This is a genomic window from Nocardioides pelophilus, assembly GCF_014180685.1.
In the GTDB taxonomy this organism is placed as follows: Bacteria; Actinomycetota; Actinomycetes; order Propionibacteriales; family Nocardioidaceae; genus Nocardioides; species Nocardioides pelophilus.
Genome location: NZ_JACEHF010000126.1, coordinates 1 through 11,962, shown reverse-complemented (window position 1 = coordinate 11,962; position 11,962 = coordinate 1). Strand labels below are relative to the sequence as shown.

Here is an 11,962-nt window from a genome sequence, read left to right as displayed (position 1 = left end):
GCAGGGTCGACGCCCGCGATCACGAGGCCGCCGAGCTCACCGGCGGAAAGCGCGGCGACGATCGCGTCGGCGTCGCGGCCCTCGGACTCGGGCAGGGTGTCGACGCCCCAGGTGGTGGCGACGTCGACCCGGGCGGCCACGTCGGCGACCGGACGGCCACCGGGCAGCAGGGTGGGCAGGCAGCCGGCTTCGACCGCACCGCGGTCACCGGCCCGGCGCGGCACCCAGGCCAGCCGGGCTCCGGACCTTGCGGCCAGGTCGGCGGCGGCCGTGAGCGCACCGGGCGCGGTCGCGAGCCGCTCACCTGCCAGGATCACGGCGTTGCCGTCGAGCTCGTCGGCGAGACCGGCCAGCGCGGCCGCCTCGTCACCGGGAGCGGTCGCGACCAGTCGGGCGCCGAGCTTCGCGCTGCCGCGCGTGGAGTACGGCGCGACCGCGATCACCTCGGTGCCGCCGGCCCGGACGCTCTTGTGGAGCCGCAGCCAGATCGCGCCGGCCTCGTCCTCGGGCTCGAGCCCGACCAGGACGACCTTCGTGGCCGACTCGAGGTCGGCGTACGTCACGCCGCCACCGTCGCGAGACCCCGGCCCCGTCAGCGCCACGTGCGCGGCCAGGAACGCGGCCTCCTCGGCGGAGAGGGGGCGCGCGCGGAAGTCGACGTCGTTGGTGCCGAGGGCGACCCGGGCGAACTTGCTGTAGGCGTAGGCGTCCTCGATGGTCAGCCGGCCACCGGTGAGCACTCCGACCCCGCTGCCGCCGCCGGCCTTGGTGTGCGCAGCCAGGCCGCGCGCGGCGACCACGAAGGCCTCCGGCCACGACGCGGGACGCAGCGTGCCGTCGGCGCCGCGGACCTGCGGGTAGGTGATCCGGTCGTCGCCACGGGCGTAGGCGAAGGCGAACCGGTCCTTGTCGGTGATCCACTCCTCGTTGACCGCAGGGTCGTCGCCGGCCATCCGGCGCAGCACCTTCCCGCGCCGGTGGTCGACGCGGATCGCCGAGCCGCACGCGTCGTGCTCGGCGACACCCTGGCTGGAGACCAGGTCGAACGGGCGCGACCGGAAGCGGTACTCCTCCGAGGTGAGCGCGCCGACGGGGCAGATCTGGATGACGTTGCCCGAGAAGTAGGACAGGAACGGTGCGTCCTCGGCGATGCCGATCTGCTGCTGGGCACCGCGCTCGACGAGCGCGATGAACGGGTCGCCGGCGATCTCCTCGGCGAACCGGGTGCAGCGCTGGCAGACGATGCAGCGCTCACGGTCGAGCAGCACGTTGGGCGAGAGGTTGATCGGCTTCGGGAAGGTGCGCTTCACACCCTCCATGACCCCGCCGGAGAAGCGCGACTCACCGCGGCCGTTGGACATCGCCTGGTTCTGCAGGGGGCACTCGCCGCCCTTGTCGCACACGGGGCAGTCCAGCGGGTGGTTGATCAGCAGGAACTCCATCACGCCCTGCTGCGCCTTGTCGGCGACCGGGCTGGTGACCTGGGTGTTGACGACCATGCCCTCGGCGACCGGGAGCGTGCACGAGGCCTGCGGCTTCGGGAAGCCCCGGCCGTTGCCGGCGTCCGGCACGTCGACCAGGCACTGGCGGCAGGCGCCGACCGGCGCGAGCAGCGGGTGGTCGCAGAAGCGCGGGATCTGGACGCCGACCTGCTCGGCCGCGCGGATCACCAACGTGTCCTTGGGTACGGCGACCTGGATGCCGTCGATCGTGACGTTGACCAGGTCCGTGACCTTGTCGGGCGTGGTGGTCATGCGGTCACCTCCTGACCGGCCCACGCGGTGGAGCGCGCGGAGTCGAACGGACAGCCGCCGTGGGTCAGGTGCGCGAGGTACTCGTCGCGGAAGTACTGGATCGAGCTCGAGATCGGGCTGGTGGCGCCGTCACCGAGCGCGCAGAACGAGCGCCCGAGGATGTTGTCGCACTGGTCGAGCAGCAGGTCGAGATCGGCCTCGCTGCCCTGACCCTTCTCCAGCCGGGCGAGCGTCTGCACCAGCCACCACGTGCCCTCGCGGCACGGGGTGCACTTGCCGCACGACTCGTGCTTGTAGAACTCCGTCCAGCGCAGCACCGCCCGGACGACGCAGACCGTGTCGTCGAAGATCTGCAGCGCGCGGGTGCCGAGCATCGAGCCGGCCGCGCCGACCGCCTCGAAGTCGAGGGGGACGTCGAGGTGCTCGGCCGTGAGCAGCGGCGTGCTGGACCCGCCCGGGGTCCAGAACTTCAGGTCGTGACCCTCGCGCACGCCACCGGCGAGGTCGAGCAGCTGGCGCAGCGTGATGCCGAGCGGCGCTTCGTACTGACCGGGCTTCTTGACGTGGCCGGACAACGAGAAGATGCCGTATCCCTTGGACTTCTCGGTGCCCATGGACGCGAACCAGGCTGCGCCGTTGGCGACGATGCTCGGCACGGACGCGATCGACTCGACGTTGTTGATGACCGTCGGGCTGGCGTAGAGGCCGGCGACCGCGGGGAACGGGGGACGCAGCCGCGGCTGGCCGCGCCGGCCCTCGAGACCCTCGAGCAGCGCGGTCTCCTCGCCACAGATGTAGGCACCGGCGCCGGCGTGGACGACCACGTCGAGGTCGTAGCCCGAGCCATGGATGTTCGTGCCGAGGTGGCCGGCGGCGTACGCCTCTGCGACCGCGGCCTGCACCCGGCGGATGACGTGGAGCACCTCACCGCGGATGTAGATGAAGGCCTTGTTGGCGCGGATGGCGTAGGAGCTGATGATCACGCCCTCGACGAGGACGTGCGGGTTGCCCATCATCAGCGGGATGTCCTTGCAGGTGCCCGGCTCCGACTCGTCGGCGTTGACGACGAGGTACTTGGGCCGCGGGTTGTCCTGCGGGATGAAGGACCACTTCATGCCGGTCGGGAAGCCGGCGCCGCCGCGGCCCCGGAGACCGGCGTCCTTGACCGCGTTGATCACGTCGTCCTGGCTCATGCCGAAGGCCTTGTCGAGCGCCTGGTAGCCGCCCTTGGCCTCGTAGGCGGGCAACGTCCACGAGCGGTCGACGTCCCACATGTCGGTGAGGACCGGGGTCAGGGTCGCGTCGGTCACTGCGCCTCTCCCTTCTCGGGTGCCGCGACCGCGGGGGTCTCGGCGACGGGCGCGCTCGGCGCCGTCCAGCCCTTCTCACGGGCGATCTCGAGCCCGGCGAGGCTGGCCGGTCCGGCGGCCGGCCCCTCGTCGACGCGGCCGTCGGGGAAGCCGGCGAGCACCCGCTCAGCCTCGCGCCAGGTGCAGAGGCGGGGGCCTCGGGTCGAGGTGACCTCCTGGCCGGTGCGGAGCGCCTCGACCATCTCGACGGCACCGTCGGGGGTCTGGTTGTCCATGAACTCCCAGTTGACCATCACCACCGGGGCGTAGTCGCACGCGGCGTTGCACTCGACGTGCTCGAGGCTCACGGTGTGCTGGTCGCCCTCGCGCTTCTCGGCCACCTCGTCGTTGCCGACGTCGAGGTGCTCCTTGAGGCGGGCGAAGATCGCGTCACCGCCCATCACCGCGCACAGCGTGTTGGTGCAGACGCCGACGTGGAAGTCGCCGACGCCGTGCCGCTTGTACATCGTGTAGAAGGTCGCCACACCGCTGACCTCGGCCGCCGAGATGTCGAGGACCTCGGCACACGCCTCGATCGCCTCGGGCGTGACCTTGCCCTGCACGGACTGGACGAGATGGAGCATCGGCAGCAGCCCGGAGCGCTTCTCGGGGTAGCGGCCGGCGATCTCGCGCAGCTCGGCGAGCGTCTTGTCGTCGAGGGTGCTCACCTGTCGACGCCTCCCATCACCGGGTCGATGCTGGCGATCGCGACGATGACGTCGGCGATCATGCTGCCCTCGCTCATCACACCCATCGCCTGCAGGTTGTTGAACGACGGATCCCGGAAGTGCGCGCGGAACGGCCGGGTCCCGCCGTCGGAGACGACGTGGGCGCCGAGCTCGCCGCGGGGCGACTCGATCGGCACGTAGGCCTGGCCCGCCGGCACCCGGAAGCCTTCGGTCACCAGCTTGAAGTGGTGGATCAGTGCCTCCATCGACTCACCCATGATGTGGCGGATGTGGTCGAGGCTGTTGCCCATGCCGTCGCTGCCGATCGCGAGCTGGCTGGGCCAGGCGATCTTCTTGTCGGCGACCATGACCGGCTCGCCCTCCAACCGCGCGAGGCGGTCGGCGGCCTGCTCGATGATCTTGAGCGACTCCCACATCTCGTTGAGCCGCACCCGGAACCGGCCGTAGGAGTCGCTGGTGTCCCAGGTCTGCACGTCGAAGTCGTAGGTCTCGTAGCCGCAGTACGGCGACGTCTTGCGCAGGTCCCACGGATAGCCGGTGCTGCGCAGCACCGGTCCGGTCAGGCCGAGCGCCAGGCAGCCCTCGAGGTCCAGGTGGCCGACCCCCTCGAGTCGGGCCTTGAAGATCGGGTTGGCGTTGCACAGTGCGGCGTACTCGGGGAGCCGCTTCTTCATCAGGGCGACGAACCCGCGGATCTCCTCGAGCGCCCCCGGCGGCAGGTCCTGGGCGACGCCGCCCGGGCGGATGAACGCGTGGTTCATCCGCAGACCCGTGATCAGCTCGAACAGGTCGAGCACGAGCTCGCGCTCGCGGAAGCCGATCGTCATCACCGTCAGCGCGCCGATCTCCATGCCGCCGGTCGCGATGCAGACCAGGTGGGAGGAGATCCGGTTGAGCTCCATCAGGAGGACCCGCATGACCTGGGCCTTCTCCGGGATGTCGTCCTCGATGTCGAGCAGCCGCTCCACGCCGAGGACGTAGGTCGCCTCGTTGAAGAACGGGCTGAGGTAGTCCATCCGGGTGCAGAAGGTCGTGCCCTGCACCCAGGAGCGGTACTCCATGTTCTTCTCGATGCCGGTGTGCAGGTAGCCGATGCCGCACCGGGCCTCGGTGACCGTCTCGCCCTCGAGCTCGAGGATCAGCCGGAGCACGCCGTGCGTGGACGGGTGCTGGGGGCCCATGTTGACGACGACCCGCTCCTGGGCGTCGCCGCCGTCGTCACCGAGGCCGGCGGCGATCTCGTCCCAGTCCTGGCCGCTGACGGTGAACACCTTGCCGTCGGTGGTCTCCGACGAACCTGCGTAAAGGTCCTCGGTGGTGCTCATGAGTAGCTCCTCCGCTGGTCCGGCGGCGCGATGGTGCCGCCCTTGTACTCGACCGGGATGCCGCCGAGCGGGTAGTCCTTGCGCTGCGGGTGGCCCGGCCAGTCGTCGGGCATCAGGATCCGGGTCAGCGCCGGGTGGCCGTCGAAGATCAGGCCGTACATGTCGAAGGCCTCGCGCTCGTGCCAGTCGACGGCGGGATAGATCCCGCACAGGGACGGCAGGTGCGGGTCGGCGTCGGGGACGCTGACCTCGACCCGGATCCGCCGGTTGTGGGTCATCGACAAGAAGCTGTAGACCGCGTGCAGCTCGCGCCCGGTGTCGTCGGGGTAGTTCACCCCGTTGACCCCGGCGCAGAGCTCGAAGCGCAGGTCGGGCTCGTCGCGCAGCAGCTTGGCCGCCGCGAGGAGGTTGCCCGGGGCGATGTGGAAGGTGATCTCACCGCGGTGGATCACGACCATGTCGATGAGCGGGTCGAGGCCGTCGGCCACGGTGTCGAACCAGCCGCCATAGGGGCGCTGGGTGGCCGCGGGGTAGACGACAGGGGCGACGAGTCCGCCGTACCCGCTGGTGTCGCCGGTGCCCTTGACGCCGAACATGCCCTGGCGTTCGCCGACCTGACGGACCCTTCGAGACGGTCGCTGCGCGACCTCCTCAGGGACCGCCTCGCCGGTCGGGGCGGGCACGTTCTCGGGCGACTGCTCGACCGCGGGCTGCTCGACGGCAGGCTGCGGCTGGTCCGCCTTCTTGTCGTCGGTCACCGCAGCATGCCCTTCATGTCGCTGGTGGGCAGGGCGACCAGGCCCTCGGCCTCGAGCTCGCGGATCTGGGCGAGCCGGTTGGCGCCGAGCGGGGTCTCCCGCACCTTGTCGTGGAGCTTGAGGATCGCGTCGATCAGCATCTCGGGGCGGGGCGGGCAGCCGGGGAGGTACATGTCGACGGGTACGACGTGGTCGACGCCCTGCACGATCGCGTAGTTGTTGAACATGCCGCCGCTGCTCGCGCAGACGCCCATCGCGAGCACCCACTTGGGCTCGGCCATCTGGTCGTAGATCTGGCGGAGGACCGGGGCCATCTTCTGGCTCACGCGACCGGCGACGATCATCAGGTCGGCCTGGCGCGGGCTGGCGCGGAAGACCTCCATGCCGAAACGGGCCAGGTCGTACTTCGGCCCGCCGGTCGTCATCATCTCGATCGCGCAGCAGGCGAGGCCGAACGTCGCGGGCCAGAAGCTGGCCTTGCGGAAGTAGCCGGCGACGCCCTCGACCGTGGTCAGCAGGACGCCGCTAGGGAGCTTCTCTTCAATACCCACAGGTGGCCCTCAGTCCCACTCCAGGCCGCCACGGCGCCAGACGTAGGCGTACGCGACGAAGACGGTTGCGATGAACAGGACCATCTCGATCAGACCGAACCAGCCCATGGCATCGAAGTGCACGGCCCACGGGTAGAGGAAGATGATCTCGATGTCGAAGACGATGAACAGCATCGCGGTGATGTAGTACTTCACCGGGAAGCGGCCGCCGATCGCCTGGGGCGTCGGCTCGATGCCGCATTCGTAGGAGTCGACCTTCGCGCGGTTGTAGCGCGCGGGTCCGGTCAGTGCGCTGATCCCGACCGAACCGACAGCGAACAACGCGGCCAGAGCCGCGAGGACGAGTACCGGCGTGTAGAGCTCCAACTGCCTCCCCTTCCCGTGCGCGGGCCCTGTGCGAGAGCGCCCCGATCGTGATCTTGTGAACGGAATCACGAGTGGCGCGAGACACATACTGCCACCACGCGAGCCCCGTCGCACAAGGGGGTCTGGGGGCACGGAATCCGCCCTTGACCTGCGGATTTACCTCACGCAGACCTTGCCTAAATCACGGCCGAAGTCTCGGACCGGCGTGCCGACGCGTCGGGGTCGGCGCGGTCAGGAGGTGGCGCGGTGGAGGGCGACGATGCCGCCGGAGAGGTTGCGCCACTCGGGCCGCTGCCAGCCGGCGTCGGCGATCATCGCGGCCAGGCCGGCCTGGTCGGGCCAGGCCCGGATCGACTCGGCGAGGTAGACGTAGGCGTCGGGCGACGACGAGACCGCCTTGGAGACGGCGGGGAGCGCCTTCATGAGGTACTCCAGGTAGACGGTGCGCCACGGGGCCCAGGTCGGGTGGCTGAACTCGCAGACCACCAGCCGGCCCCCGGGACGGGTGACCCGGCGCATCTCGGCGAGCCCCTTGACCGGGTCGACGATGTTGCGCAGGCCGAAGGAGATCGTCACCGCGTCGAACGTGTCGTCGGCGAACGGGAGCTTCGTGCCGTCGCCGGCGGTGAACGGCAGGTGCGGCAGCTGCTTCTTGCCGACCTGCAGCATGCCGATCGAGAAGTCGCACGGCACGACGGTCGCGCCGGCGTCGGCGAACGGCTGGCTCGACGTACCGGTGCCGGCAGCGAGGTCGAGCACGCTGTCGCCGTACGCCGGGTCGACCGCGTCGAGCACCTCGCGTCGCCAGCGTCGGTCCTGCCCGAAGGACAGCACGTCGTTGGTGATGTCGTAGCGCTTCGCGACCGCGTCGAACATGCGTCGTACGTCGGCGGGCTGCTTGTCGAGTGCGGCGCGGGTCACCCCGGAACTCTAGGCGCTCACGAATCATCGCAACCAAAGGGGCGGCTGATGCGTCCTCTCTGTACCAACGCACTTCGCAACAGCACCGTGCACCACCAAGACCCCCAGAGGATCCCGCCATGTCCGTCGCTCGCCGCTTCACCTTCGTCGCCGTCATCGCGACGCTCCTGTGTGGTCTCGCCTATGGCGTGGGCTGGGCGAGCCAGACGGGCAGCCTGCCGTGGCAGGGTCCCGTCGACGACACCGCCGCGGTCACGCCCCAGGACGACCGGGACGAGCCCGGCGGCAAGGTCCCCGCCGACCTGCCGACGGCCGACCCGACCGACGAGCCCAGCGACGAGCCCAGCGACGAGCCGAAGGCGCCGGAGGAGCCGACCGAGCCCGAGCTGGTGCCCGGCCCGACCCTGATCGCACCGGGCGCGTCCGGCGCCGAGGTCCGCGACCTGCAGGCCCGGCTCGCCCAGATCGACTGGTTCGACGCCGACGTGACCGGCTTCTACGGCGACGTCACCACCGAGGCCGTGCGCGGCTTCCAGGAGAAGCGCGAGATCCCGGTGACCGGCGAGGTCGACCAGCGGACCCTCGACCGGCTCCACGCGATGACGACCGAGCCGACCCAGGCCGAGCTCACCAACCAGCCCACCACCAACACCCCCGGCGCGCTCGACCCGCGCTGCCTGGACGGCCGGGTGCTGTGCATCGACAAGACCAGCCGCACGCTGCGCTGGGTCGTGGACGGCAAGGTGGTCAAGACCATGGACGTCCGGTTCGGCGGCGAGTTCACCCCGACCCGCGAGGGCGTGTTCAGCGTCTTCCAGAAGAGCCGCGACCACGTGTCCAGCCTCTACGACACGTCGATGCCGTTCGCCATGTTCTTCTCGGGCGGCCAGGCCGTGCACTACTCCCCCGACTTCGCCGCGGTCGGCTACAACGGCGCCTCCCACGGTTGCGCCAACATCCGCGACTACGACGGCATCGCCTGGCTCTACGACCAGGTGGAGATCGGCGACAAGGTCGTCGTCTACTGGAGCTGAGCTGCAGCACGAACCTGCCGCTGGTTGAGGTGCGAGCAAACCTGCCGCTGGTTGAGGTGCGAGCAAACCTGCCGCTGGTTGAGGTGCGAGCGAAGCGAGCCTCGAAACCAAGGCGCCGGTGTCACAACCTCCTCGGTCGCGGTGTCTTCATGTCCGACACCCCGACCGAGGAGGAATGACATGAGCGACACCCGGATCCCCGCCGCCGAGATCACCGGCTTCAAGGGGGCGCTGGTCAAGCGGATGGTGAAGAAGACGCTCGGCCAGGTGCCGACGTCCCTCGGCGTCTACTGGCACAACCAGAAGGTGCTGATGACCATGGGCGGGCTCGGCGGCAAGCTGAAGAAGTGGGACGCCTGCGACGAGTCGCTGAAGACCTTCGCCCACATGGCCGTGGCGTCCTACATCGGCTGCACGTGGTGCCTGGACTTCAACTACTTCGAGGCGCACAACAAGAACCTCGACATGGAGAAGGCGCGGGAGGTGCAGCGCTGGCGCGAGTCGGACGTGTTCACGCCACTCGAGCGGGAGGCGATGGCCTACGCCGAGGCGATGAGCCAGACCCCGGTCACCGTCACCGACGAGATGGTCGAGAGCCTGCGCACGCAGCTGGGCGACGCGGCGATGGTCGAGCTGACCGCCGTCATCGCGTTCGCGAACTTCACCACCCGGCCCAACGTGGCGCTCGGCATCGAGTCGGACGGCTTCGCCGCGGCGTGCGGGCTGAAGCCGCTCGCGGAGCCCACGACCGTGGCCGTAGGTTCGTGACCGTGGCCGATCCCTTCGTCGAGCACCGCAACCTGCTCTTCACCGTGGCCTACGAGATGCTCGGCTCCGCGGCCGACGCCGAGGACGTCGTGCAGGAGAGCTGGTTGCGGTGGGCAGAAGTCGACCAGGCCGAGGTGCGCGACCCGCGCGCCTACCTGGTCCGGGTCGTCACCCGGCAGTCCCTGAACCGGCTGCGCTCGCTCTCGCGGCGTCGGGAGGAGTACGTCGGCGAGTGGCTCCCCGAGCCGCTGCTGACCTCCCCCGACGTCGCCGAGGACGTCGAGCTCGCCGAGAACGTCTCGATCGCGATGCTCACCGTCCTCGAGACCCTGGGGCCGGCCGAGCGCGCGGTCTTCGTGCTGCGCGAGGTCTTCGACACGCCGTACGACGAGATCGCCGAGGCGGTCGGCAAGTCGCCGGCCGCCGTGCGTCAGATCGCGCACCGGGCCAAGGAGCACGTCGCTGCCCGCCGGCCGCGGATGGCGGTCGAACAGGCCGAGCAGGCCGCGGCCGTCGAGCGGTTCCTGGCGGCCGTCCAGGGCGGCGACATGCAGGCGCTGCTCGAGGTGCTGGCGCCCGACGTGGTCATGGTCGCCGACGGCGGTGGCATCGCCAACGCGGCGCGCAGGCCGATCCACGGCGCCGACAAGGTGGCGATGTTCCTCGGTACGGCGAAACGGATCGACATCGAGTTCACGAGCGTGCCGATCTCGATCAACGGGCTGCCGGGCGCACGGCTCGACATCCCGTTCGACGGCTCGACCACGGCGCTCAGCTTCGTCGTCGAGGACGGCCGGATCAGCCGGATCTACGCGATGCGCAACCCGAACAAGCTGCAGCGGCTCGACGAGGAGACGGCGCTGCGGCGGTGAGCGCTACTCCAGCCCGCCCTCGGCGGCGACGTCGTCGAGGATCTCGGCGGTCTGCTCGACCGTGAGGCCGGGCGTGGCGTAGACGTTCAGGGTGCGGCCGGCCACCACGCGCTGGCACTGGACCTGGAACGGCGGTGCACCCTGCTCGAGCGCCTGTGCCGACCACTGGCCGATGCACACGCTGTCACCGACCCGGACCACGTCGGTGACGTTGTCGGCGCTCGCCGACATGGCTGCCGGGATCGGCGGTCCGTTCTGGAGGAACAGACCGGACTCGCCGTCGTAGATCGTCACGGCGACCTGGGCCTGGAGGTCGGGAGTGGCGTAGATGGCGACGGCCACGTCGGTCTCGAACACCTCGCTGAGCTTGTCGCCGCCGTAGCCCTCGATCTCGTCGGCCATCACCGTGAACTGGGGGTCGATCTTGTCGAACCGCACCAGCGCGCCGTCGAGGAGAGTCTCCGGGAGCAGCTCGAGGACCGGCGTGGTGTCGACCGCCTCCTGCTGCTCGTCGCTCCCGACCTGGGCGTCGGTCTCGTCGACCACCTCGGGGAGGCCGACGGCGAAGCCGAACACGCCGGCGAGCAGCGCCACGCCGGTGGCGGCGCCGATGATCGTGGATCGCAGGGGCATCGGGACATCATGCCCGTCGCCCGCAGGCCCGCCGGGGGCGGGTCAGAGGTCGGCCCCGCCCGGGAGCCGCACGTAATCGAGCCCGGCGGCGCCGAGGAACCGGCCGAAGTGGCCGTCGGCGATGCCGAGACCGGCGTCGGAGTAGACGCGGTCGTGGATCGCGACGTTGCGGGGCGCGCCGACCGACCGGGCGAAGTCGATGCCCTCCGCGACCTTCATCCACGGTGCGCACACCGGCGCGAGGAGCACGTCGACCGGTCGGCCGGGCCCCGTCAGCGCGTCGCCCGGGTGGAACACGGTGGTCTCGCCCAGGGTCAGCAGGTAGCCGCTGTTGTCGAAGCGCGGCAGCTCGGGATGGATCACCGCGTGCAGCTCGCCGACGGCGATGACCGGGATGCCGGCGGGCGCGAACTCCTCGCCGGCGCCGACGACGGTCACCCGCTCCGCCAGGTCGGGCGCGCTCTCGCGGATCTGGGCCGCGACGGCCGCGATCGTGTAGACCGGCGCATCCGTCGCGCGCAGGTGGTCCGGGTGGTAGTGGTCGGGGTGCTCGTGGGTGATCAGCACCGCGTCCGCGCCGTCGACGGCTCCCGCCTCGGTGAAGACTCCGGGGTCGAGCACGAGCACCGTGCCGTCGTGCTCGATCCGGACGCAGGAGTGGCCGAGCTTGGTCAGTCGCATGCGCCCCACGGTAGCCACGTCGAGGACGCGGAATGACACGGGCGGCGGCCGGGTTGGGCCGGTCATGATCGCGATCACCGGTGCCACCGGAGCCCTCGGCGGACGGGTGGCCCGGCTGCTGGCCGACCGGTCCCCCACGCTCGTCGTCCGCGACCCCGCGCGGGCGCCCGACCTCGGCGGCGAGGTGAGGCAGGCGTCGTACGACGACCGCGCCGCTGCCGAGGCCGCGCTCGCCGGCGTCACGACGCTGCTGCTCGTCTC

At 70.5% G+C, this 11,962-nt stretch carries 14 protein-coding genes; 4 read left to right on the top strand and 10 right to left on the bottom strand.

What is annotated here, in order from left to right; all coding sequences use genetic code 11:
* The 8 genes from H0488_RS17295 to H0488_RS17260 all read right to left on the bottom strand — a co-directional run.
* Positions 1–1,754: NADH-quinone oxidoreductase subunit G (locus H0488_RS17295; RefSeq protein ID WP_183100492.1), on the bottom strand; the 1,754-nt coding region annotated here is incomplete at its 3' end.
* A complete protein-coding gene (gene nuoF / locus H0488_RS17290) occupies positions 1,751–3,064 on the bottom strand; it encodes an NADH-quinone oxidoreductase subunit NuoF (RefSeq protein WP_312856399.1) in 1,314 nt (437 codons plus the stop codon). The genes nuoF and H0488_RS17295, both read right to left, overlap by 4 nt.
* Positions 3,061–3,771 (bottom strand): NADH-quinone oxidoreductase subunit NuoE, encoded by a 711-nt coding sequence (gene nuoE / locus H0488_RS17285; RefSeq protein ID WP_183100491.1) that lies wholly within the window; start codon positions 3,769–3,771, stop codon positions 3,061–3,063. Before nuoE ends, nuoF begins: the two co-directional genes overlap by 4 nt.
* Positions 3,768–5,117 carry an NADH-quinone oxidoreductase subunit D gene (locus H0488_RS17280; RefSeq protein ID WP_183100490.1) on the bottom strand — a complete coding sequence of 450 codons (1,350 nt, stop codon included), beginning with the start codon at positions 5,115–5,117 and terminating at the stop codon, positions 3,768–3,770. The genes nuoE and H0488_RS17280 overlap by 4 nt, the downstream gene beginning before the upstream one ends.
* Positions 5,114–5,875, bottom strand: coding sequence for an NADH-quinone oxidoreductase subunit C (locus H0488_RS17275; protein WP_312856398.1), 762 nt, complete (start codon positions 5,873–5,875; stop codon positions 5,114–5,116). Before H0488_RS17275 ends, H0488_RS17280 begins: the two co-directional genes overlap by 4 nt.
* Entirely contained in the window at positions 5,872–6,426 is a 555-nt protein-coding gene (locus H0488_RS17270) for a NuoB/complex I 20 kDa subunit family protein (protein WP_183100489.1), read from the bottom strand. Before H0488_RS17270 ends, H0488_RS17275 begins: the two co-directional genes overlap by 4 nt.
* A gap of 9 nt (positions 6,427–6,435) precedes the next feature.
* Positions 6,436–6,792, bottom strand: coding sequence for an NADH-quinone oxidoreductase subunit A (locus tag H0488_RS17265; RefSeq protein ID WP_183100488.1), 357 nt, complete (start codon positions 6,790–6,792; stop codon positions 6,436–6,438).
* A 231-nt stretch (positions 6,793–7,023) separates the two neighbouring features.
* Entirely contained in the window at positions 7,024–7,713 is a 690-nt protein-coding gene (locus H0488_RS17260; RefSeq protein WP_183100487.1) for a demethylmenaquinone methyltransferase, read from the bottom strand.
* 119 nt (positions 7,714–7,832) lie between these two features.
* Between H0488_RS17260 and H0488_RS17255 the strand changes: the two genes are divergently transcribed.
* From H0488_RS17255 to H0488_RS17245, 3 genes are all read left to right on the top strand, one after another.
* On the top strand, positions 7,833–8,747 hold the full coding sequence (locus H0488_RS17255; protein WP_183100486.1) for a L,D-transpeptidase family protein: 915 nt from the start codon (positions 7,833–7,835) through the stop codon (positions 8,745–8,747).
* A gap of 180 nt (positions 8,748–8,927) precedes the next feature.
* Entirely contained in the window at positions 8,928–9,515 is a 588-nt protein-coding gene (locus H0488_RS17250) for a carboxymuconolactone decarboxylase family protein (protein ID WP_183100485.1), read from the top strand.
* Positions 9,516–9,517: 2 nt separating this feature from the next.
* On the top strand, positions 9,518–10,387 hold the full coding sequence (locus H0488_RS17245; RefSeq protein WP_183100484.1) for an RNA polymerase sigma-70 factor: 870 nt from the start codon (positions 9,518–9,520) through the stop codon (positions 10,385–10,387).
* Between the two features lie 3 nt (positions 10,388–10,390).
* On the opposite strand, the gene H0488_RS17240 is transcribed toward H0488_RS17245, so the two are convergent.
* Positions 10,391–11,020, bottom strand: a complete 630-nt coding sequence (locus tag H0488_RS17240; RefSeq protein WP_183100483.1) for a hypothetical protein — start codon at positions 11,018–11,020, stop codon at positions 10,391–10,393.
* A 42-nt stretch (positions 11,021–11,062) separates the two neighbouring features.
* A complete protein-coding gene (locus H0488_RS17235) occupies positions 11,063–11,701 on the bottom strand; it encodes an MBL fold metallo-hydrolase (protein ID WP_183100482.1) in 639 nt (212 codons plus the stop codon).
* Between the two features lie 64 nt (positions 11,702–11,765).
* Between H0488_RS17235 and H0488_RS17230 the strand changes: the two genes are divergently transcribed.
* Positions 11,766–11,962, top strand: a 197-nt coding sequence (locus H0488_RS17230; RefSeq protein ID WP_183100481.1) for an NAD(P)H-binding protein, incomplete at its 3' end; no start/stop codon positions are given.

Excerpts from the sequence above, each read along its gene's own strand:
- H0488_RS17280 (WP_183100490.1), bottom strand. The coding sequence starts at position 5,117 with ATGAGCACCACCGAGGACCTTTACGCAGGTTCGTCGGAGACCACCGAC.
- H0488_RS17255 (WP_183100486.1), top strand. The coding sequence starts at position 7,833 with ATGTCCGTCGCTCGCCGCTTCACCTTCGTCGCCGTCATCGCGACGCTC.
- H0488_RS17250 (WP_183100485.1), top strand. The coding sequence starts at position 8,928 with ATGAGCGACACCCGGATCCCCGCCGCCGAGATCACCGGCTTCAAGGGG.
- H0488_RS17240 (WP_183100483.1), bottom strand. The coding sequence starts at position 11,020 with ATGCCCCTGCGATCCACGATCATCGGCGCCGCCACCGGCGTGGCGCTG.
- H0488_RS17235 (WP_183100482.1), bottom strand. The coding sequence starts at position 11,701 with ATGCGACTGACCAAGCTCGGCCACTCCTGCGTCCGGATCGAGCACGAC.